The organism is Rhizobium sp. BR 315 (genome assembly GCF_050577975.1).
Lineage (GTDB): Bacteria > Pseudomonadota > Alphaproteobacteria > Rhizobiales > Rhizobiaceae > Rhizobium > Rhizobium miluonense.
This window is the reverse complement of sequence record NZ_JARWKZ010000029.1, coordinates 17724-39296: the sequence shown is the minus strand read 5'-3', so window position 1 is coordinate 39296 and position 21573 is coordinate 17724. Positions and strand designations below refer to the sequence as shown.

Below are 21573 nucleotides of genomic sequence, written 5' to 3'. Positions count from 1 at the left end.
ACAAAGATGAAGAAGACGATATTTCAAATCACCGCGGCTCTGGCCCTTCTGGCCGCAGCCGGTGCTGCCAATGCCGCCGACTGCAAGGTAACGGTCGGCCTCGTGATGGAACTGACCGGCCCCGCCGGCGAATATGGCCAGGCAGGCGCGAAATCAGTCGAGATGGCCTTTCGCGACATCAACGCCGCCGGCGGCGTTCATGGCTGCGATCTGGCAACAGATACCCGTGACAGCCAGAGCCAGGGCAATGTCGCCGTCGACGCCGCCACTCAGCTCGTGCAGGTCAAGAAAGTGCCGGCCATCATCGGCGGCATCATTTCCTCGGTGACGATCCCGATCCTGACCTCGGTCACCGCACCGGCCAAGATCGTTCAGGTGTCGCCGGCCGCCTCCTCGCCGACGCTGACTTCTCTCGGCCGAGACGGGAAGACCAACGGCATCTTCTTCCGGACCATCACTTCGGATTCGCTGCAGGGCATCGCGGCGGCCAAATATGCGATCGACAAGGGCTTCAAGAAGCTGGCGATCATCCACGTCAACAACGATTTCGGCGTCAACATGGTCGCCGAATTCTCAAAGGCCTATAAGGCGCTCGGCGGCACGATCGTCTCGACGACGCCTTACAATGAGAAGCAGTCGAGCTACGCATCGGAAGTCACCGCCGGCATGGCTGGCAGCCCGGATGGCCTCTATCTCGTCAGCACGCCGGTCGACGGCGCGACCATCGCCCGCACCTGGATCTCGCAGGGCGGGCCGCAGAAGTTCCTGCTCAATGACGGCATGAACAGCCCGGACTTCATCGATTCCGTTGGAGCCGACTACCTCAAGGAAGCCTACGGCACTTCGTCCGGCACGACGCCGACGCCGTCGACCGACTACTTCAACAAGAACTACAAGACGTTCTCCGGCATCGAGCCTTCCAATCCAGCCGCAGACCGCGCCTATGATGCCGGCGCGATCGTCGGTCTTGCTCTGGCCATTACCGGCAACGACACCTCCAAGCTGAAGGAGGCGATCTTTAAGGTCGTCGACCCTAAGGGCACGCCGATCTATGCCGGCAAGGAAGAGTTCACCAAGGCTCTCGGCCTGATCAAGGAAGGCAAGCCGATCCGCTACGAAGGCGTCATCGGGCCGGTTTCCTTCGATCAATATGGCGATATCACCGGTCCCTTCCGCCTTTGGAAGATCGCCGACGGCAAGGTTACGACCGATGGCGAGCTGAAGATGGAAGACGTCTCGGCTCTCAAGGACAAGATCAAGTAAACAGTAATTCTACTCTGAAAAACTGCGAGGCGCACCGATCGGCGCGCCTCGCGTGAAAACATCCTGGCGCAACCCCATCAGCGGCTGACCTGTCGTGATAGCCATCTGGCATAGTTATTGAGAGATCGTCCGCTGATGCCCAGCAGTGCTGCCCGCCCCACCAACCCGACCTTGTGGACGTTGACGGCCGGCCCTGCCCCCGAACTTTCGCGTGACCCGCCTTCCCGTTGCGACGTCGTTGTGATCGGCGGCGGCTTCACCGGCCTGACCGCAGCCCTTCATCTTGCCCGCGCCGGCCGCTCGGTCACGGTCATCGAGGCCGGGCGATTGGGCGCAGGTGCGAGCGGCATGAACGCCGGCTTCGTGGTTCCGAATTTCGCCAAAGTCGACCCGGCTACTGTTCGCCGGAAGCTCGCGCGCGATAGGGCCGACGCCCTGCTGTCACTCGTCGGCGCGGGCGCCGACCAGGTCTTTGCGACCATTGCAGAGGAGAATATTTCCTGCGACGCCGCGCAGACCGGCTGGCTGCAGCCAGCCTATGGCGACGACATGGCAATGATCCTGCGCCAGCGGGCAAAGGATTGGGCGGAACTCGGCCGACCGGTCGAGTTTCTCAACGCCGGCGCTATCCGAGCCGAAACGGGCATGGACATCTACTCAGGAGGATTGCTCGACCATTCCGGCGGCACCATCCATCCATTGAATTATCTCTACGGTCTTGTGCGCGCGGCAACGCAGCGCGGCGGTGTAATCCGCGAGAACAGCACAGTCGGGCGCGTCGTACGAGATGGCGGCGGCTGGCGCGTCGGCTTCGCGGATCACGAAATCGAGACGAATGCTGTTATTCTCGCCACCAACGCCTTTACCGACGGCATAGCCTCGCGCATGGGCCGAACCGGCGTGCCGCTCAGGGTCTATCAGGTGGCAACGAAGCCTATCGATGCCGAGACCGTTGCGCGCATCGCACCGCATCGGCGTCCCGTCGGCGATACGCGCTCCAACCTTTTCACCTACCGGCTCGATCGCAACAACAGGCTGATCAGCGGCGGCATGGCGATCAATCCGATCGGCGCCTTCGAGCGTGTCGGCCGCGCCGTCGTCGACCGGCTCGTATTCGAGCTCCGATTGCCGCGCCATCCGGATATCGAGATCGTCTGGACCGGAACGGCAATCATGACGCCGGATTTCCTGCCGCGCCTCTATCGGTTCGGCGAAGGTTTCTTCGGAGGTATCGGCTGTAACGGCCGCGGTATAGCCATGACGGCGCAACTCGGCCGGACCCTTGCGAGACTGGCACTGGGCGAACCGATGGAGTCTCTGCCGATCCCGCTCCAATCGAGCCGACCGCTGCCGTTTCATGGGTTCACGCCCTTCGTCGCATCGCTTGCTCTGGCGCATGCCCGCTTTGAAGACTGGCGTACCGGACGCCGTTAGCGGGCAAGCGGAGCCAATCATCAATCATGTCGGCAGCAATTGCCCATTAAGTCTATAGATAAAGAAATTAAGAAGCGGCCGCATCCGCAAAAACGAAATGCCTTTTCTCGCGACTGGGCTTTGAATGCTGCATCGTGCGCGAAATGAAATCGGAGCCCGCCCATGAACGCGCAATTGCATCACATCAACACCAAGCAGCCTGAGGCGGCCTTGCTTGAGAGCGAGCAACATGCGCTCGCCGTCGCGCAGGAGTTTGCCGCACGCTTTGCCGCGACCGCCTCGGAGCGAGACAGCGAAAGGCTGCTTCCGTTTGACGAGATGGATGCGCTATCGCAATCCGGCCTGCTCGCGATTACCGTCCCGGAAGAATATGGCGGGCTGGACGTTTCGAATGCAACGCTGGCAGAGATCACCGCGATCCTGGCGCAGGCCGATGGTTCGATCGGGCAGATCCCGCAGAACCATTTCTATATTCTCGAGGCTCTGCGCATCGACGGTTCTGAAGATCAGAAGCGCTACTTCTTCAGTCGCGCTTTGGCGGGCGATCGTTTCGGCAATGCGCTGTCCGAGCGCGGCACGAAAACAGTCGGGCACTACAATACCCGCATCACTCGCGACGGTCCCGGCTATCGTATCAATGGCCGCAAGTTCTATTCGACAGGCGTTCTCTTTGCCGATTGGATCACCGTCTTCGCGCTGGATGAGGCCGATAAGCTGGTCATGGCTTTCGTTCCAAAGGGTACTGAAGGTGTCGAAATCGTCGATGACTGGGATGGTTTCGGGCAACGCACCACCGGTAGCGGCACCACGGTCCTCAACAATATCTATGTGAACGCCGACCATGTCGTCCTCCACCACAAGGGCTTCGAGCGGCCGTCGACGATCGGCTCGGTCGGTCAGATCATCCATGCCGGCATCGATCTCGGCATTGCCAGAGCCGCCTTTGCCGAGACGCTGGATTTCGTGAAGGCCAAGGCGCGTCCCTGGATGGATAGCGGCGTCGAGCGCGCTAGCGACGATCCGCTGACAATCGCCAAGATCGGCCAGATCGCCATCCGGCTGGAAGCGGCAACCGCGACCATCGAGCGTGCCGGACGCAAGGTCGATGCGGCGCAGGTCGAAACGACGGAGAAGAGAGTGGTCGAGGCAACGCTGGCCGTTGCGGCCGCCAAGGTGCTGACGACGGAAATCGCCATCGAGGCGACGAATACGCTGTTCGAACTGGCCGGAACGGCCTCGGTCAAGCTCGACCTCAATCTCGATCGCCACTGGCGCAATGCCCGTACACATACATTGCACGACCCCGTCCGCTGGAAATATCACGTCGTCGGCAACTATCACCTGAACGACGTCATCCCGCCGAAGAACGGCGCGCTCTGACGGAGACCTAAACGAGGCCTCGCCGACCGGCAGGAATGAATGGCCATCGGCATGAGAAAACGGCTTGAAAGCATCTGGGCGCTCTCAAGCCGCTATCTTTGGGTATTTGGCGTCAGTGGGCTTCCGCAGGGACGAGCGGAACTTCCGCACCCTTGGCGTCATAGAGCCTGCCATTCAGGAAATGGTCGCCATCATGGAGAACGGCGATGTCCTGATACCGGATCAGGCGCTCAGTTCCGGCGACAAACACCGACTGCTGATCCGAATTGCCAGCCGTCAAGTGGTTGAACAGCAGGTTTAGCGTTATTGCCATCAATGCTGCCGAGCTGATGCCGGAGTGGAAAATGGTGATGATCCATGCCGGAAAATGCTCATAGAAGGTCGGCGACGCGATCGGGATCATCCCGAAGCCAGTGGAAGTCGCCACGATGATGAGATTCATATTGTTCTCATAATCGACCTTGGCGAGGGTCCTGATCCCGCTGGCAGCCACCGTCCCGAACAGGACGAGGCCCGCTCCGCCGAGGACCGAGCTTGGAACCGCGGCCACGACACGGCCCACGACCGGCAGCAATCCCAGGGCAACGAGAAAGAGCCCGCCGGTTGCGACGACAAAGCGGCTCTTGATCCCGGTGACCGCGACGAGACCCACATTCTGCGCAAAGGCGCTTTGCGTGAAGGAGCCGAAGACGGGAGCCAGGATACTGGACAGCATGTCCGCGCGCAAACCATCGCCGAGCCGGCGTGCATCGACCTTGGTTCCGACGATCTCGCCGACAGCAAGGATATCCGCGGAGGTCTCGACCAAGATCACCATGATGACGATGAACATCGAGATGATCGCCGCTGCGTCAAATATCGGATAACCGAAGTGGAAAATCTGCGGCAAGGCGACGAAAGGCCCGTTCGCCACGCGCGAGAAATCGGTCATGCCAAGCGCATAGGCAATGGCTGTTCCGATGACGATGGCAAGCAGGATCGAGAGCCTCGATATGGCTGCGCTGCCCACTTTGCTGAGCAGCAGGACGATCGCGAGCGTCACGGCGGCTAACAGAATGTTGGCCTGGCTGCCGAATTCCGGTGCGCTCCTGTTGCCGCCCATGGCCCAGCCCGCTGCAACCGGCATGAGCGTGAGCCCGATGGTCGTGATAACGATGCCAGTGACGAGCGGCGGAAAGAAGCGGGTGATGCGCGAAAAGACCGGCGTGATGGCAAGCCCGATGAATGAGGCTGCGATGACGGCGCCAAGGACAACCTGGATACCACCATGTCCGGTGATGGCAATCATCGTCGCGACGCCGGAAAAGGACACACCCTGCACGAGAGGGAGGCGGCTGCCGAAGAAAGGGATTCCGATCGTCTGCAGGATCGTCGCCAGGCCTCCGGCAAACAGTGACGCCGTTACGAGCAGAGCGATGTCGGTCGGCGCAAGGCCCGATGCCTGGCCGATGATCAGGGGAACGGCTGCGATGCCGCCATACATTGTGAGAACATGCTGAAGGCCGTAGGCCAGATTTGCGCCAAGACTGAGCTTTTCATCTTCCGGGGATAAGTGGGCGGTCGTTTCCTCTGCGGTTACTGCCAAGGTAATCTCCTCCATACCTTTGCGTTTCTCATTTCCTCCAAATGAGAAACGCAGACTACGGCGTCCGACCTCGGATGACTTTATAGAAAAATGCGAAACACCTTATGAAAGACACCGTTCCGCATACCGATACCCGATTGGGATGTCAGCGGGTGTCAACAGCCCCGGCGGCCTAGCTGTAGAGGCTGACCTCCGGGATCTTGCCGTTGAGAACGAATTCTCCGACTTCCTTGGCCTTGTAAAAGACAGGGTCGTGCAAGGTATGGGTCCGGACATTGCGCCAGAAACGGTCGAATCGGTATTTTTCGGCCGTCGAGCGCGCGCCGGTGAGTTCGAAAACGCGCGATGTGATATCCAGCGAGACATGCGTGGCATTGACCTTGGCGGCATAGGCCTCGGCAGCAGCCTCGCCGCGTTCACGCGCGGTTGCCTTGTGTCCTTTCGCAAGAGCAGCCTGAACGGTCGCCGCAGCACTGTCGGCCAGAGCGGCGGATGCCTTCAGCGCAGCGGTGAATTCGCCAACCCGCTCAAGAATGTAGGGGTCGTCTGCTGCCTGTTCGACACCAGAAGTCACCCACGGCCGCGTCGTCGTCCGCACATAGTCTATAGCCTGCTGCAGTGCGCCTTCGGCCGTACCGAGATAGAAATTCACAAAGACCAGCTGAATGAGAGGGGTGTTGAAAGTCGCAAGAACAGGCGCCTCCCCGCCAATCGACGCCGCCTTATCCAGATCCTCCTCGTAGACAGGGAAATCATGGAATTCAACGCTACCGCTGTCGGAAAGACGCTGGCCGAAATTGTTCCAATCGTCATTCGCCTTGTAACCAGGCCGGTTGGTCGGAACGGCAAAGCCTACGATCTTGTCATCGAGCGCGGCGTTGGCGTTGATGTAATCGGAGACATGAGCAGCGGTGGAGAAGGACTTGCGGCCGTTCAGAACATAGCCGTTGCCGCGGCGCGTCAAGACAAGGCCCGGATCACGCGGATTGACGGCAGCACCCCAATAGAGGCTGTTGGCAACGGTCTTGCTGCCGAGCTCCTGCGCCCGCGCCTCGTCGAAGGCCCAATAGACATATTGGCTGTTGACATAGTGGTAGCCGAGAAGTTGCCCGATAGAGCTTTCGCCGCGCGCCAGAATGCGCACCAGCCGCAGGCCATCCACCCAATCGAGATCGCCGCCACCGACCTGCTGCGCGTGCAAGACATTCAACAAGCCCGCATTCTTCAGCTTGACGATTTCGCCGAGGGGCGGCTGACCTTCACGATCAAGCTCTGCGGCGTGCTTCGAAAGATCTGCGGCAATCTCTTCCGCTTTGGCAAAAAGATCTTCTCGCGTGGTGTTTCGACTGGTTGCGAAGACGACGTTGGACTGGCTCATGATGTGAACTCCGGTTCTTTAGTGTAATCCGGCGGACGCCTACGCGCCCGCCGATAGATCGAGATCGGCAGCCTAGAAAAGCTTCTGCGGTATCCAGCTCGCAGTCACCGCGTCGCTGGCATTGAAGGCCGGAACCTTCTGTGCAAGTTCCTCGATCGTTTTAACGCCGGCGGCGCGCAATCCCTCCTGGGTCAAGAGCGTCGGTTTGACGGTGATCTGATGTGGAACCTCCTGCCCTGCAACCTGCAAGGCTGCGGCTCGGATGGAGACGGCGCCGACAACGGCCGGATTGGTCGCGACCGTCGCAACCCAGGGGCTGCCAGGCTCGGTGATCTCCTGGATATCGGCAGTCGAGACATCAGCCGAATAGATCTTCAGCTTGTTCACGATGCCGAGATCCGTCGCGGCAAGCTTCACGCCGCGGGCGAATTCATCATAGGGGGCAAAGATGACGCCGATGTCGGGATTAGCCGTCAGCGCCGCCTTGGCCTGATCGGCCGTCGAGGTTGCCGTCGTATCGCTGACATTGCCGAAGCGCGCCTTTTCGACGACGCCGGCATTCTGCTTCTTGAACGTCTCCCAGACCTCGTTGCGCCGGTCGAGCGGCGCAAAGCCGGCAACATAGACATAGCCTGCCTTGAAGCTATCGCCATTGTCCTTGAGTGCCTGTTTCAAGGCGAGCTCGGCAAGCTCATGATCGCTCTGCTCGACTTGCGGGATCTTCGGGTTGTTGAGATTGACGTCGAAAGCGACGACCTTGATGCCCTTGTCTAGCGCCTGCTGAACGACATCGCCGAGCGATTCCGGCAGACCGTGGTCAATGACAATCGCGGAGACACCGAGATTGATCGCCTGCAATATCTGTTCACGCTGCGCGGCTGCGTCCTGACGACCGGGAAAGACACGCAGGTCGATATCAAGCGCCTTGGCCTGGGCTTCGGCCCCTGCCTGATAGGCCTGAAAGAAGTCACCGGCGGAAATGTAGCTGACCAGCGCAACCTTCACGCCACCCTTGTCAAAGGGTGCGGGAGCACCGTTCACTCCACCGGCCATTGCCGTGTGGGTCAATAGAAAGGGAATGGCGGCGGCTGACAGGGCAAGCCGTAGAAGGGACTTCATCGTAGCGAACCTCGCAATCAATCTGGAGCGCCGTCTGACGGAACATCCCGCGACGCATACAATTATTAGATATAAACTCTATGTTTTTAGTAGATTAAATAATCTGATTTTGGCGAGCTTCGGAGATTCTTTGTTCGTCGGGCGAAGCCTTGGCGGCAAGCGCTTACCTCGAAAACAAGCAGCGTACAGAGGCTGGTGTGCGCAGATGGCGGGCAACTACCTAGTCCGCTGCGGTAATTATCTGGAAACACCGATCTGTACGCATGACCAACGGCTCATGGAAATTCCCCACTCCGATGCGGTTTTGGAAAATTGTTTCTCTTTAAACATTAAAATCTATCTATTTTATAGCCTATTGGCTTTGTGGATTGCTGGAGAGGATGCTTCATGACCAACGGAAACACGACCGGCCTTGGACGTCGGGATATTTTAAAACTGACCGCCGCCGGCGCGGCATTGGCGACCGCCGGGCTTATCTCGAACAAGGCAGCGGCAGCTGACGATGCCCTGTCCCTAAAAGGCAAGCGTATCGCCATCAGCGCAACCGGAACCGATCACTATTTCGATCTGCAGGCTTATAACGCCCAGATCGAAGAGGTGAAGCGGTTGGGCGGCACGCCGATCGCAGTCGATGCCGGCCGTAACGACGGCAAGCTGGTATCGCAACTGCAGACGCTGATCGCGCAGAAGCCGGACGCGATCGTCCAGATTCTCGGCACGCTGAGCGTCATCGATCCCTGGCTGAAGAAGGCGCGCGATGCCGGCATCCCCGTGTTGACAGTCGATGTCGGCTCCACCAATTCGATCAACAACACCACGTCAGACAATTGGGGTATCGGCAAAGATCTGGCGTTGCAGCTCGTGTCGGATATCGGGGGCGAGGGCAACATTGTCGTCTTCAACGGCTTCTACGGCGTGACACCCTGCGCGATCCGCTACGATCAGCTCGTCAACGTCGTCAAATACTTCCCGAAGGTGAAAATCATTCAACCGGAACTTCGGGATGTCATTCCCAACACGGTTCAGGACGCCTTCACCCAGATCACCGCGATCCTCAACAAATATCCGGAAAAGGGTTCGATCAAGGCGATCTGGTCGGCCTGGGATATTCCCCAGCTCGGCGCCACCCAGGCGCTTGCCGCCGCCGGCCGCACGGAAATCCGCACCTATGGTGTCGACGGAAGCCCGGAAGTGCTGCAGCTGGTTGCCGATCCAAACTCGCCGGCAGGAGCAGACGCCGCCCAGCAGCCGGCGGAAATCGGCCGCACGGCCATCCGCAATGTCGCCAAGCTGCTGGCGGGACAGACGCTACCGCGTGAGACTTACGTGCCCGCACTCCTCGCCAACAAAAGCAATGTTGCCGACATCGTCAAAAAGCTCGGCATTGGCTGACATCTAAATCGGCGATGCGGCTTTAGCCACATCGCCCACTTAATGCGAGGGCCTTTTCCAATGACAGCAACCGAGCCAGCGTTTGCCGCTGACAACAAAGAACAGGTTGTCCGCTTTGACCGCGTCGTTAAGCGTTTTGGCGGCGCGCAGGCATTAGCCGGCGCCTCGCTGACCGTACGACGCGGCACCGTGCATGGGCTTGTCGGGCAGAATGGCGCCGGCAAATCGACGTTGATCAAGCTTCTCGCCGGCTTGCATAGGCCGGATGAAGGCCGCATCGAAATCGAGGGCCGGCAATATGATCGGCTGACGCCGCATCTGTGCGAAGAACTCGGCATTCATTTCATCCACCAGGACCGGTTACTGGTCCCCACCTTTACGGTGGGCGAGACGCTATTCCTCGGCAGGGAGCTGCGCCTCGCCGGCACTCCCTTCCTCGATCGCCGCGCGATGCAACGCCGAGCTGAAGAGATCCTCGCCAATTATTTCGGAGTGGATTTGCCGCGGAATGCCTTGATCAGCGAGCTTTCGACAGCTGAGCAGCAGATCGTTCAGATCACCCGGGCGCTGCTGCACCAGCCGAAGCTCCTCGTCTTCGACGAGCCGACGGCTGCTTTGGTGCGGCAGGAGGCAGATATGCTTTTCTGCCTAATCCGCCGCCTGCGCAGCGAAGGCGTGACCATCATCTATATCTCGCATTATCTCAACGAGATCGAGGCGCTGTGCGATGACGTGACGGTGCTACGCAACGGCGTCGATGTCGCCTCTCTGCCCATGAGCGAGACGTCTGCCAATGGGATAGCAACCCTGATGGTCGAGCGTGATATCGGGGAGATGTTCCCGAAGCGGCAGGTGGAATTCGGCGCCGAAATCCTAAAGGTTCGCAATCTCTCCGCAGCCAACCGCTTCCACGATGTCAGCTTCACGCTGCACCGCGGCGAAATCCTCGGCATCACCGGGCTGCTCGGCTCCGGGGCGAAGGATCTGGTGCGGACGCTCTTCGGACTGCAGGCAGCGACAAGCGGAGAGATCGATATCGAGACGCAGGCCTTGAAGCCCCGCAGTCCGGTGGAAGCCGTCAATCATCAACTAGCGCTGGTGCCGGAGGATCGTCGCGGCCACGGCGTCGGCCTCGATCTCAGCGTGCGCGAGAATATCACGCTGTCGAGCCTTTCCCGCTACACGCGCTTCGGCTTTCTCAACCGCAAACGCGAGACAAGCGATACCGACGATCTGATCAAGCGTCTGCAGATCAAGACAGCTGGGCGCGAAGCCCTGGTCCGCACGCTTTCAGGCGGCAATCAGCAGAAGGTGGCAATCGCCAAATGGCTGAGCCGCCAATCGGAAATCTATCTGCTCGACGAGCCGACCGTCGGCGTCGATATCGGTTCCAAGGTCGAGATCTATTCGCTTATCGGCGAGCTTGCCACCCGCGGCGCCGGCGTCATCGTGCTGTCGTCGGATCTACCCGAACTCGTCGGCATTACCGACAGGATCCTCGTCCTGTTCCGCGGCCGCCTGGCGCGCGAACTGATCTCCTCACAGACCACAACGGATGAAGTGCTGTCGGCATCGACCGGCGCCGTGGAAGGATTGCGCCATGTCGGCTGATGTCCAGTTTGCCTCCCTCCCCCAGGCTGCGCGCAAGCCCGCGCTGCCTTCAAGCGGCAAGCTCGCCGCCGCAACCCTGCGCTTCGGCTCGCTGCTCGCCTTCCTGTCGATCCTGGTGATTTTTGCGCTGACCGCACCCTACTTCCTGAGCGTCGGCAATATCGGCAATGTACTCGGCCAATCGGCCATCTCCGGCGTCCTTGCCATCGGCCTGACGATCGTGTTGATCGCCGGAGGCTCAAATGTGGTCACAGGCGGCATCGATCTATCGCTTGCCGCCAATATGGGCCTGTGCGCCGCGGTTTACGCAACGCTGATCCAGCTGGGCTTCAACGACCTTGCAGCAGGCGCGGGTGCGCTTGCCGCAGGATTGGCGATCGGCGTCGTCAACGCTCTGGCGATCGTGCTGGCGGGTATCGTGCCCTTGCTGGCGACGCTTGCCGTGATGAATGTTGTCGCCGGTCTGGAGCTGGTCCTGACCCAGAATACTGTCCTTCCCGCTGCGACAAATTTCCTGACCACGCTTTCCGCGTCGGACGGCTTCGGCATCCCTGTCCTCGCCTACATGCTGATCGGCTTCACGATCATTGCCGCTGCCATCGTGCAATATACCCCACTCGGTCTACGGCTCTACGCCGTCGGCGAATTTCCCGAAGCGGCGCGGGCTGCCGGGCTTCCATTGAAGAAACTGGTCGCGGGCGCTTTCGTCGCCAGCGGGCTTTGCGGCGGGATCGCCGGCATCCTGTCGGTATCCTATCTCAGCGGCAGCACGACCGGCTCCGGCGAAATGCTGCTTCCCGTGGTCGTAACCGCCCTGCTCGGCTCGGTCTTCTCGCGCCGTCTGGTGCCGACGATTGGCGGAACGCTGATCTCGACCCTGTTTATCGGCTTCCTCATCAACGGTTTCCAGCTTCTGAACCTGCCGAGCACGCTGGTAAGCGGCGTTCAGGGCCTGCTGATCCTGATCGTTGTCTCGGCGACCACCTTGCTGCGCAAACGGGAGATCTGATCGTGTCCACCGCCGTTGCTTCAGGGCGACCTCTCGCCGGCCTTGCCCGCTATGGCCTCATCATCGCGCTTGTCGCCGTCTTTTCGCTGTTCTCTACAGTCGCGCCGACGTTCCTCAGCGCCGGCAATCTGCAGAGCATTCTCGTCAACAACTTCACGCTGCTCGCCATCGTCTCGATCGCCATGACCTTTGCCGTTGCCGCCGGTGGCATCGATCTTTCGGTTGGCACTGCCGTCGATTTTGCAAGCTTTGCTTTCGTCTCGACCATTTTGGCCGGCGCGCCCGTGCCGCTGGCGGCTCTGGCCGGGCTCGGCGCAGGGGCGTTGGTCGGCTCGTTCAACGCGGTTTTGATTTCAGGCATCGGCGTATCGCCATTCCTGGCAACGCTCGGGACGCTGTTCATCGGCCGCAGCATCCAGCAGCTACTGACGGGTGGTGGCAATCCGGTCTATCTACCGCCCTCCGGCGTTCCCGAGGCATTTCGATTTATCGGGCACGGAACGATCGGCAACATTCCCGTACCGCACCTGATCGCAGCCGTCATCATCGCCGCGGCCGCGTTGCTCTTTGCGCGGATGCGCTTCGGGCGCGTGGTTCTGGCAATCGGCATCCAGCCGCGCACCGTGCGCTATTCGGGAATTGCGCTTCGGGCGCATGTTGCCGCCACCTTCATTCTCGCCGGTATCACAGCCGCCTTTGCCGGCCTGATCCTGACAGCGACGGTGACGGTCTATATCCCCTCCTCCGGCAACGGCTTCATGCTGAACGCGATTGGCGCCACCTTCATCGGCACGACCTTCTCGCCGCTTGGCCGACCGAACGTCGCTGGCACGGTACTCGGCGTTCTGCTTCTGAGCATCGTCGCCAATGGCCTGCTGCTGACAGGCCTGAACTTCTACTGGCAGCAGGTCGGCACCGGTCTGCTGATCTTCGCCGTGCTCGCCTTCAGCTTCGTCAACAAGAAAGCCGTCGGCGCCTGAGCGCCGGCTGATCGAAATCATGCAGGAACAGCAAAGATGACCCGTCAAATCAGGCTCAACGCCTTCGACATGAACTGCGTAGGACATCAGTCACCCGGGCTTTGGCGCCATCCGCGCGACAAATCCTGGACCTACAAGGACCTCGATTATTGGGTCCATCTGGCAAAGACACTGGAGCGCGGCAAGTTCGACGGGCTCTTTATCGCCGACGTGCTCGGGGTCTACGACGTGCTGAACGGCAATGTCGACGCGGCGCTGCGCCATTCCGCGCAAGTACCGGTCAACGACCCGCTGCAGCTCATTCCGACAATGGCCCATGAGACCGAGCATCTCGGCTTCGGCCTGACTGCGTCGCTCTCCTTCGAGCATCCCTACACCTTCGCACGGCGCATCTCGACGCTCGACCATCTGACCAAGGGGCGGGTCGGCTGGAACATCGTCACCTCCTATTTGAACAGCGGCGCGCTCAACATCGGCCAATCGGCGCAGACGCAGCACGATGACCGCTACGGCTTGGCGGAGGAATATCTCGAAGTCTGCTACAAGCTCTGGGAAGGCAGCTGGGAAGACGATGCCGTCATCCGCGACCGTGAGAAGGGCATTTTCACGCGGCCGGAGAAGGTTCACCCGATCCGCCATTCCGGGAAGCATTTCACCGTCCCCGGAATTCATTTGAGCGAGCCGTCGCCGCAGCGCACGCCGGTGCTCTATCAGGCGGGCTCGTCCAGCCGCGGCAAGGATTTCGCCGGTGCGCATGCGGAATGCATCTTCGTGGCGGCACCCTCCAAGGCGGTGCTGAAGCGCTATGTCGCCAATGTTCGCGAAGCCGCCGAGCGCGCCGGTCGCAATCCCCGCGAGATCCTCTCCTTCAACCTGCAGACCGTGATCCTCGGCGAGACCGACGCCGAAGCACAGCGCAAGTTCAACGAATACCGCCAGTACGTCTCCCTCGAAGGTGCGCAGGCGCTGATCTCGGGCTGGACTGGCATCGACTTGGGCCAGTTCTCTCCTGACGAAGTCCTTCGCCACCGCTATACCAACGCGGTTCAATCTGCCGTCGAGACTTTCACCACGATCGACCCGAGCAAGCAATGGACCGTGCGCGAGATGGCGGATTGGGTCGGCATCGGCGGCTTCGGCCCGGTCTTTGTTGGATCACCACAGACCGTTGCCGACCTCATGCAGGAATGGATCGAAGATACCGATGTCGACGGCTTCAACCTGGCCTATGCCGTGACGCCCGAAAGCTTCGAAGACGCGGTTGACCTTCTGGTGCCTGAATTGCAGAAGCGCGGCGCCTATAAGAGCGACTATAAAGCGGGAACGCTACGCGAAAAACTCGGCGGTAGCGGCCCACGGCTGGCCGCGCCGCACCCGGCAGCGGGCTATCGCAATCTTCGTGATGTCGTTGCACGGGCTTCTTAGGCTCGGCTCTATGACCGGCTTCGGCAGCTTTCAGAGCTCAGGCAAAAGGCTCTGAAAGCATCGCCTCGAGATCGGCCCTCGCCCGGGGCGATAGATAGGGGCGCAGCAGGCTCGCGACCTGGCTCAGCCCCCAATGAACATGCTGCGGGCCGAGATCGTGAACGCCTTCCTGCAGTCCCAGATAGACGGCCCAATAGGTCGAGACGATCCACATATTCGTCAGCAGCGTTTTGCGGTCCTCCGCAGCGACGCTGATCAGATCGGCATCTTCCATTCGCCGAAAAATGACGTCGACGGAAAGACGCATGCCACCACTGACCATCAGGATCGGCGCTCTCAAGCCCGGTGCGATTGCCAGCAGGCCCGGAATGTCGCGAAACAAGAAGCGATGGATCCAGACGAGCGAGAACCATTTGCGCAGAAAGCCGGCATAGGCTTTCGAATCCGCTCCCTGAACGGCCTCGGCTTCCTTGACCAGCGTTAACGCGTCGGCCTCGAAACGGGAAAACAGGGCCAGCACCAGAGATTCCTTGGTGCGGAAATGATAATAGAGATTGCCCTGATTGATGTGGACGGCTTTTGCAATCTCGGCCGTTGTCACCGCCTCCGGGCCTTTCTGATTGAAGAGCGACAGCGTCGAGGCAAGGATCCGTTCGCGCGTGCTGGGTTGCGCCACCGGGTCCGTTCTCTTGCCTTTGTTGTCCGACACGCTCATTACCCTCTTGAAGCTCTAAGGCATTCACCTTATTTCTCTAAGGCAAATACCTTAAAATCGATCTACAGGCATTTGCAGCGCTGGACAAGGAGACTGAAGGATGAATGCAAGCGTCAACACGGCTGATCTGGCGCCAAGCGAATTTCCGCTTACGCCGCGCTCGATGCCGCGTGTGCTCCTTTCGTTGATCCGCAACCCCCTTGATGCGCTACCGCCCCAGATCTTCGAAGAGCCGTTCGTTTTCACGCGGATGGCCGGAAAACTGCGGGTCTATCTCGCCGATCCCGAACTGATCTATCAGACGCTCGTCCGCAATTCCGATGCGCTCGGCAAGGGCGAAGATGTCCGTCGTCTGCTCGGCCCGGCGCTGGGCGATGGCATCCTGACCTCCGACGGTGCGCATTGGAAATGGCAGCGTCAATCCGTGGCCGGCGCCTTTCGCCACGAAAAGCTGGTGGAACTTCAACCAGCCATGATCGCGGCCGCCGAACGCAGACGCGATCTCTGGCTTACGCACAAAGGCAGCTCCCTCGACCTCTGTCAGGAAATGATGCGCACGACCTTCGACATTATCGTCGAAACGATGATGTCGGGCGGCGACGGCATCGACGTCGACAAAGTCGAGCGCAACATCACCAACTATCTCAAGCCGACCGGCTGGAAATTTGCTCTAGGACTGCTCGGCGCGCCCGATTGGATGCCTTACCCCGGCAAGGAGAAGGCAAAGGCGGCCGTAACCTTCCTGCGTGCGACGCTCGCCAAGGTAATTGCCGAACGGCGGCGCAGCGGCATCGAACGCAGCGACCTTGTTTCCATGCTGCTGAGTGCAGCCGATCCGGAGACGGATCGCATGATGAATGATGAGGAGATCATCAACAATTTGATGACCTTCATCACTGCAGGACACGAAACGACGGCGCTCGGCCTAGCCTGGACGCTGCATCTTCTCGCCCGTCATCCGGATTGCCAGGCCCGGCTCTTCGACGAGATCGTCAGGGTGACCGATGGCGGCCCGCTGCTTGCCGTGCATGTCGGCAAACTCACCTATGCCAGACAGGTCTTTTCCGAATCCATGCGGCTTTACCCGCCGGCACCGGTCATATCGCGCATGGCCGTGCGCGAATTCACCCTTGGCGCCTATACAATCCCAGTCGGCACGATCCTCTATGTCCCGATCTATGCCGTGCATCGCCACGCCGCCCTATGGGAGGACCCGCTCGTCTTCGACCCCGAGCGCTTTGAGCCCGAGGCGGCAAAAAACCGCCATCGCTTTGCCTTCATGCCCTTCGGCGCTGGGCCGCGCGTATGCATCGGCAACGGCTTTGCCATGATGGAAGCCGTCGCGATCCTCGCTGTCCTACTTCAGAAGTTCCGTGTGACCGGCGCGAGCGAGCCCTCGCCCAAGCCGGTCATGAAGGTCACATTGCGGCCGATGCATCCTTTGCCGATCAATCTGATCGCGCGATAGACGAACCGGCCTCTTACTCTGCCTCAGGCCGAAAACGCGGGAAACCGTCCCGTCTCAGCCGCCCCAGGTCTGTTCGAGCACGCGGACCCAGTTTTCATGAGCGATCTTTGCAAGCGCCTGATCGTTGAAACCATGCGCGCGCAGGGCGTCGATCAGCTTCCGCAGGCCGGCGGCATCGCCGAGCGCCTGCGGAATGGTTGTGCCGTCGAAATCGGAGCCGAGGGCGACATGTTCGATACCGATCCGATCGGCGATGTAAGCGACGTGACGCACGAGGACATCCAGCGGCGTATCCGCGTTCTTCACCCCATCATCGCGCAGGAACAGCACACCGAAATTGATGCCGACCAGACCATTCGTCTCACGGATCGCATCGAGCTGCTTGTCCGTCAGATTGCGGCTGTGCGGGCAGAGCGCATGCGCATTGGAATGCGAGGCGACGAGCGGCGCGTTCGATAGCCTAGCGATATCCCAGAAGCCCTTCTCGTTCATATGCGAGAGATCGATCATGATCCGCAGCTCGTTGCAGGCGCGGATCAGATCCTTGCCGGCGTCGGTCAGGCCGGCGCCGATATCCGGCGTCGAGTTGAAGCGGAAAGGCACGCCGTGGGCAAAGACATTCGACCGGCTCCATACGGGGCCGAGCGAACGCAGGCCGGAATGATGAAGAACATAGAGCGCGTCGAGATCTGCTCCGATCGCTTCCACGCCTTCGATGTGAAGAACAGCGGCAAATCGGCCCTCTGCGATCGAGCTGCGAATGTCGGCGGCCGAGCGGCAAACCTTCACCGCACCATCCGACTGAGCTTCGATCGCAAAAAGGAGCCGGGCCATCGCCAGGGTTTCGTTCAGCGCGTCGGGCTGCGAAGGCGTTGCAAAATCGACGTTTTCGGCACGAGGCTGATCCGGAGAAGGGACAAATATCGCGCAGAGCCCGCCGGCGAGGCCGCCACGGCGCGCGCGCGGCAGATCGATATGCCCGGCGGTCTCGCCCTGCAAAAAGGCGTTGACGGAATTCGAGCCGCCACGGCGCAACCGCAGCAACACATCATTATGGCCATCAAAGACGGGAACTAGCGAAGATTGGGTCATATCTCATTCCAAAATTGTTATTGATACCTGCCTAGGCAAGCTTGCCTGGCCGAGCAAATGCAAACCGCGCATAGGCTCTGCGAAAAACGGAATTAGTCGCTCGCAAGTGGCGCTGTTAAAGAACCGGGCGAAAATACGATAGCGGCCGAGCCGTGCCAAGCCTTGTCTGCTTGCCACTGAGCTTCTGCCGTAAGAGTGAAAGGGGATTTCGCATGGTTTCCAGACGCCAGTTTCTCATGGGCAGCGCAACGCTGCCGTTCCTGTCCTATCTCGATCTTGCAGAATCGGCATTTGCCGCGACGCCGAAAGATGTACTCGTCGTTGCCCAGCAGCTCGATAATATGACGAGCCTCGACCCGCATGAAAGCTTCGAAGCCGTCGGCGGCGAAGTGATCAGCAACATGTACCAGAAGCTGGTGCGCCCGAACACCGATGATCCCTCCAAGGTCGATCCGGTGCTGGCCGCATCGTGGGCTGCCGATGCGGATAGCAAGGTCTTTACCTTCAAGCTTGCCAAGGCAAGCTTTGCAAGCGGCTCTCCTGTCACGACCGAAGATGTCGCCTTCTCGCTGCACCGCGCGATCAAGATGAACAAGGGTGCGGCCTTCATCATCAATCAGTTCGGCTTCACCGCCGAGAACGTTGAAAGCCGCATCATCGCCAAGGATGCTGAAACGCTGACGCTGACGACCGAAAAGCCCACCGCGATCGCCTTCCTGCTCTATTGCCTGTCGGCCAATATCGCCGCCGTGGTCGAGAAGAAGGTCGTGCTGGCTAACGAGGCGAATGGCGACATGGGCAACGCCTGGCTGCAGAAGAACAGCGCCGGCTCCGGCAGCTTCCAGCTGCAGTCCTGGAAGGCAAGCGAAGCCATATCGCTGACCCTCAATCCGCATGGTCCCTACAAGGGCAATCTGAAGCGCGTCATCCTGCGCCACGTCGCCGACCCGGCTTCGCAGCTGCTGATGCTGAAGAAGGGCGATGTCGATATCGCCCGTGACCTCACCTCCGAGCAGCTGCGCACCATCCAGAACGACGCCGATTTCACGCTCGTCACCAAGAGCATCGCCGGGTTGGTCTTGATCTCGCTCAATCAGGGCGTGCCGAATTTGGCAAAGCCGCAGGTCTGGCAGGCCGTGAAGTGGGCGCTCGACTACAAGGGCATGCAGGAAAACATCGTGCCTTTGACCCACAAGATCCACCAGAGCTTCGAGCCGGAAGGCTTCCCCGCAGCGATCAGCGACACGCCGTTCCAGAAGGATGTGGCAAAGGCGAAGGCACTGATGGCCGAAGCCGGCCTCGCAGACGGTTTCGACGTGACGATGGATCACTACGCCGCCCAGCCTTATCCGGACCTCGCTCAAGCGATCCAGGCAAACCTTGCCGAAATCGGCATTCGCGTGAAATTGCAATCGGCCGAAAACCGTCAGGTGCTGACGAAGATGCGGGGCCGCCAGCACGAGATGGCGCTTTCTGCCTGGGGCACCGATTACTTCGATCCGAACTCCAACGGCGAAGTCTTCACCATCAACAAGGACAATTCCGACGACGCAAAGAGCAAGCCGTTCCTGTGGCGGTCGCGCTACAAAAACGACGATTTCGCCGCCAAGGCGGAAGCCGCGCGCGACGAGAAGGATCCGGCCAAGCGCATCGCTCTCTATGAAGAGCTGCAGCGCGAGCACATGCAAAACAGCCCCTTCGCATTCATGTTCCAGACGGTGAAGACCGCGGCGTGCCGCAAGGCCGTATCCGGCTTCCAGCTCGGTGCTCTTTCGGAAGCTAATTCCTATCAGGAGACCAGCAAGGCTTGACCCGTCGGATCAAATCCTTCTCCGCCATTCTGAGCAGCGTCGTCCTGACGCTGCTCGGACTGTCGATCGTCACCTTCCTCATCGGCCGCGTTATGCCGGTCGATCCGGTCATAGCCGCCGTCGGCGACAATGCGCCCGAGGCTGTGGTCACACGCGTGCGGGCGGAAATGGGCCTTGATCAGCCCCTTCCCGTGCAGTTCCTGCATTATCTGAACCAGCTTCTCCATGGTGACCTCGGCATGTCGGTTCTGACCAAGAACCCGGTGTCGCAGGATATTGCCCGCTTCTTCCCGGCAACCTTCGAGCTGGCGACCGCAGCCCTTATTCTTGCCGCGATCATCGGCATTCCGCTCGGCGTCTGGGCTGCCGTGCGGCAGGGAACCATCACCGATCAGGCGATCCGCGTCGTCTGCCTCGCCGGCCACTCCATCCCGGTCTTCATGCTCTCCCTCATCTCGCTGCTGGTCTTCTATTCGGCGCTCGGCATCGCGCCCGGGCCTGGGCGGCAGGACATCATCTATGACGGCATGATTACGCCGGTTACCGGGCTGCTTTCCGTCGATACGCTGCTTGCCGGCGATCTCGGTGCTTTCTGGGATGCGCTCGCCCATATGGCGCAACCGGTCTGCATCCTCGCCTATTTCAGCATGGCCTATATCGCCCGCATGACACGCGCCTTCATGATCGATGCCCTGAAGGGCGAATTCGTGATCACCGCGCGCGCCAAGGGCCTGTCGCTCAGCCGCGTCATCTGGGGGCATGCCTTCCCGACTGTCGCCGTGCAACTGGTGACGGTGCTGGCATTGACCTATGCCGGCTTGCTGGAAGGCGCCGTGGTAACCGAAACGGTCTTTTCCTGGCCCGGTATCGGTCAGTATCTGACCGCCTCGCTCATGAACGGTGACATGAATCCGGTTATCGGCACCACCCTGCTGATCGGCATCATCTATGTGGGGCTTAACCTCATCGCCGATCTTTTCTATCGCCTGCTCGACCCAAGGGTGCGCTGATGCTTGCAACCTTTCGCAATTGGGCACTCGACGAGTCCCCCACTTCCAGACGCCAGGCAGCCTGGGGCGATCGCTATCGCATCTGGCTCGGATTGAAGGGCAATGCCCTCGGCATGATCGGCCTTTCGATCATCGTGCTGTTCATCCTGCTTGCAATTTTCGCGCCGTGGCTTGCCACGCATGATCCCGCTGCCCAGGATCTGGCAAACCGGCTCGCGCGTCCGAGCGCTGCTCATTGGCTCGGCACGGACGAACTCGGTCGCGACATCTACTCCCGCCTGCTTTATGGCGGTCGAGTCACCCTCGGCATGGTCATTGCCGTCGTCGTGCTCGTCGCGCCGATCGGTCTCGCCATCGGCTGCATCGCCGGCTATTTCGGCGGCGTGGTCGATACGGCGCTGATGCGCCTGACCGACATCTTCCTCGCCTTTCCCCGCCTGGTGCTGGCACTTGCCTTCGTGGCGGCCCTAAAGCCCGGCGTGGAAAGCGCCGTGCTTGCGATCGCGCTCACCGCCTGGCCCCCCTATGCCCGACTGGCTCGTGCCGAAACGATGACCGTGCGTGGCGCCGATTTCATCGCCGCCTATCGCCTGACGGGCGCCTCCTCCTGGCGCATCATCATGCGGCATATCGCGCCGCTCTGCATGCCCAGCCTGATCGTTCGCGTTACGCTTGACATGAGCTCCATCATCATCACCGCAGCCAGCCTCGGCTTCCTCGGCATGGGCGCTCAGCCGCCTTCGCCGGAATGGGGCGCGATGATCGCAACGGCCAAGCGCTTCATCTTTGAACAATGGTGGGTCGCAACGATCCCCGGCATCGCCATCTTCCTCGTCTCGCTCGCCTTCAATTTCCTGGGCGACGCGCTGCGCGACGTGCTCGACCCGAAGGGGAACTGATC

At 60.4% G+C, this 21573-nt stretch carries 17 protein-coding genes; 12 read left to right on the top strand and 5 right to left on the bottom strand.

The window, feature by feature from the left end:
* Window positions 1–6 precede the first annotated feature (6 nt).
* The 3 genes from QD409_RS23305 (at window position 7) to QD409_RS23295 (ending at window position 4077) form a co-directional block, all read left to right on the top strand.
* Window positions 7–1263 (top strand): ABC transporter substrate-binding protein, encoded by a 1257-nt coding sequence (locus tag QD409_RS23305; RefSeq protein ID WP_092844380.1) that lies wholly within the window; start codon window positions 7–9, stop codon window positions 1261–1263.
* A gap of 135 nt (window positions 1264–1398) precedes the next feature.
* Window positions 1399–2697 (top strand): NAD(P)/FAD-dependent oxidoreductase, encoded by a 1299-nt coding sequence (locus QD409_RS23300; protein ID WP_430763788.1) that lies wholly within the window; start codon window positions 1399–1401, stop codon window positions 2695–2697.
* A gap of 162 nt (window positions 2698–2859) precedes the next feature.
* Window positions 2860–4077, top strand: coding sequence for an SfnB family sulfur acquisition oxidoreductase (locus tag QD409_RS23295; protein WP_092844384.1), 1218 nt, complete (start codon window positions 2860–2862; stop codon window positions 4075–4077).
* A gap of 112 nt (window positions 4078–4189) precedes the next feature.
* Here QD409_RS23295 and QD409_RS23290 read toward each other — a convergent pair whose 3' ends face one another.
* From QD409_RS23290 to QD409_RS23280, 3 genes are all read right to left on the bottom strand, one after another.
* Window positions 4190–5662 (bottom strand): nucleobase:cation symporter-2 family protein, encoded by a 1473-nt coding sequence (locus QD409_RS23290; RefSeq protein WP_430763787.1) that lies wholly within the window; start codon window positions 5660–5662, stop codon window positions 4190–4192.
* 172 nt (window positions 5663–5834) lie between these two features.
* Window positions 5835–7040, bottom strand: coding sequence for an acyl-CoA dehydrogenase family protein (locus QD409_RS23285; protein WP_430763786.1), 1206 nt, complete (start codon window positions 7038–7040; stop codon window positions 5835–5837).
* Window positions 7041–7112: 72 nt separating this feature from the next.
* The gene (locus QD409_RS23280) at window positions 7113–8159 is read right to left on the bottom strand and encodes a substrate-binding domain-containing protein (protein ID WP_092844388.1); all 1047 of its coding nucleotides are present in this window, start codon (window positions 8157–8159) and stop codon (window positions 7113–7115) included.
* 387 nt (window positions 8160–8546) lie between these two features.
* On the opposite strand from QD409_RS23280, the gene QD409_RS23275 reads away from it, so the two are divergent.
* From QD409_RS23275 to QD409_RS23255, 5 genes are read left to right on the top strand one after another with little or no spacing between them, the layout of a single operon-like run.
* Window positions 8547–9551: a sugar ABC transporter substrate-binding protein gene (locus tag QD409_RS23275; protein WP_092844390.1), complete on the top strand. Its 1005-nt coding sequence runs from the start codon at window positions 8547–8549 to the stop codon at window positions 9549–9551.
* Window positions 9552–9611: 60 nt separating this feature from the next.
* On the top strand, window positions 9612–11162 hold the full coding sequence (locus tag QD409_RS23270; protein ID WP_092844392.1) for a sugar ABC transporter ATP-binding protein: 1551 nt from the start codon (window positions 9612–9614) through the stop codon (window positions 11160–11162).
* The gene (locus QD409_RS23265; RefSeq protein WP_092844394.1) at window positions 11152–12171 is read left to right on the top strand and encodes an ABC transporter permease; all 1020 of its coding nucleotides are present in this window, start codon (window positions 11152–11154) and stop codon (window positions 12169–12171) included. The genes QD409_RS23270 and QD409_RS23265 overlap by 11 nt, the downstream gene beginning before the upstream one ends.
* 2 nt (window positions 12172–12173) lie before the next feature.
* Window positions 12174–13151 (top strand): ABC transporter permease, encoded by a 978-nt coding sequence (locus QD409_RS23260; RefSeq protein WP_430763785.1) that lies wholly within the window; start codon window positions 12174–12176, stop codon window positions 13149–13151.
* Window positions 13152–13187: 36 nt separating this feature from the next.
* A complete protein-coding gene (locus QD409_RS23255; protein ID WP_092844398.1) occupies window positions 13188–14576 on the top strand; it encodes an LLM class flavin-dependent oxidoreductase in 1389 nt (462 codons plus the stop codon).
* Between the two features lie 37 nt (window positions 14577–14613).
* On the opposite strand, the gene QD409_RS23250 is transcribed toward QD409_RS23255, so the two are convergent.
* Window positions 14614–15285, bottom strand: coding sequence for a TetR/AcrR family transcriptional regulator (locus QD409_RS23250; RefSeq protein WP_092844771.1), 672 nt, complete (start codon window positions 15283–15285; stop codon window positions 14614–14616).
* Window positions 15286–15391: 106 nt separating this feature from the next.
* On the opposite strand from QD409_RS23250, the gene QD409_RS23245 reads away from it, so the two are divergent.
* Window positions 15392–16759 carry a cytochrome P450 gene (locus QD409_RS23245; protein WP_430763784.1) on the top strand — a complete coding sequence of 456 codons (1368 nt, stop codon included), beginning with the start codon at window positions 15392–15394 and terminating at the stop codon, window positions 16757–16759.
* A gap of 54 nt (window positions 16760–16813) precedes the next feature.
* Here QD409_RS23245 and QD409_RS23240 read toward each other — a convergent pair whose 3' ends face one another.
* Entirely contained in the window at window positions 16814–17851 is a 1038-nt protein-coding gene (locus QD409_RS23240) for a dipeptidase (RefSeq protein WP_092844402.1), read from the bottom strand.
* A 212-nt stretch (window positions 17852–18063) separates the two neighbouring features.
* Between QD409_RS23240 and QD409_RS23235 the strand changes: the two genes are divergently transcribed.
* The 3 genes from QD409_RS23235 to nikC are packed head-to-tail and all read left to right on the top strand — an operon-like array spanning window position 18064 to window position 21571.
* Window positions 18064–19662, top strand: a complete 1599-nt coding sequence (locus QD409_RS23235; RefSeq protein WP_092844404.1) for an ABC transporter substrate-binding protein — start codon at window positions 18064–18066, stop codon at window positions 19660–19662.
* Window positions 19659–20672, top strand: a complete 1014-nt coding sequence (locus QD409_RS23230) for an ABC transporter permease (protein ID WP_092844406.1) — start codon at window positions 19659–19661, stop codon at window positions 20670–20672. The genes QD409_RS23235 and QD409_RS23230 overlap by 4 nt, the downstream gene beginning before the upstream one ends.
* Window positions 20669–21571: a nickel transporter permease gene (gene nikC / locus QD409_RS23225; RefSeq protein WP_092844408.1), complete on the top strand. Its 903-nt coding sequence runs from the start codon at window positions 20669–20671 to the stop codon at window positions 21569–21571. Before QD409_RS23230 ends, nikC begins: the two co-directional genes overlap by 4 nt.
* The last annotated feature ends 2 nt before the right edge of the window (window positions 21572–21573 follow it).

What these genes read in the sequence shown, in the direction of transcription:
- QD409_RS23265 (WP_092844394.1), top strand. Translation starts at nt 11,152, where the DNA reads ATGTCGGCTGATGTCCAGTTTGCCTCCCTCCCCCAGGCTGCGCGCAAG.
- QD409_RS23245 (WP_430763784.1), top strand. Translation starts at nt 15,392, where the DNA reads ATGAATGCAAGCGTCAACACGGCTGATCTGGCGCCAAGCGAATTTCCG.
- QD409_RS23285 (WP_430763786.1), bottom strand. Translation starts at nt 7,040, where the DNA reads ATGAGCCAGTCCAACGTCGTCTTCGCAACCAGTCGAAACACCACGCGA.
- QD409_RS23280 (WP_092844388.1), bottom strand. Translation starts at nt 8,159, where the DNA reads ATGAAGTCCCTTCTACGGCTTGCCCTGTCAGCCGCCGCCATTCCCTTT.
- QD409_RS23270 (WP_092844392.1), top strand. Translation starts at nt 9,612, where the DNA reads ATGACAGCAACCGAGCCAGCGTTTGCCGCTGACAACAAAGAACAGGTT.
- QD409_RS23275 (WP_092844390.1), top strand. Translation starts at nt 8,547, where the DNA reads ATGACCAACGGAAACACGACCGGCCTTGGACGTCGGGATATTTTAAAA.
- QD409_RS23295 (WP_092844384.1), top strand. Translation starts at nt 2,860, where the DNA reads ATGAACGCGCAATTGCATCACATCAACACCAAGCAGCCTGAGGCGGCC.
- QD409_RS23240 (WP_092844402.1), bottom strand. Translation starts at nt 17,851, where the DNA reads ATGACCCAATCTTCGCTAGTTCCCGTCTTTGATGGCCATAATGATGTG.
- QD409_RS23255 (WP_092844398.1), top strand. Translation starts at nt 13,188, where the DNA reads ATGACCCGTCAAATCAGGCTCAACGCCTTCGACATGAACTGCGTAGGA.
- QD409_RS23235 (WP_092844404.1), top strand. Translation starts at nt 18,064, where the DNA reads ATGGTTTCCAGACGCCAGTTTCTCATGGGCAGCGCAACGCTGCCGTTC.
- QD409_RS23300 (WP_430763788.1), top strand. Translation starts at nt 1,399, where the DNA reads ATGCCCAGCAGTGCTGCCCGCCCCACCAACCCGACCTTGTGGACGTTG.
- QD409_RS23305 (WP_092844380.1), top strand. Translation starts at nt 7, where the DNA reads ATGAAGAAGACGATATTTCAAATCACCGCGGCTCTGGCCCTTCTGGCC.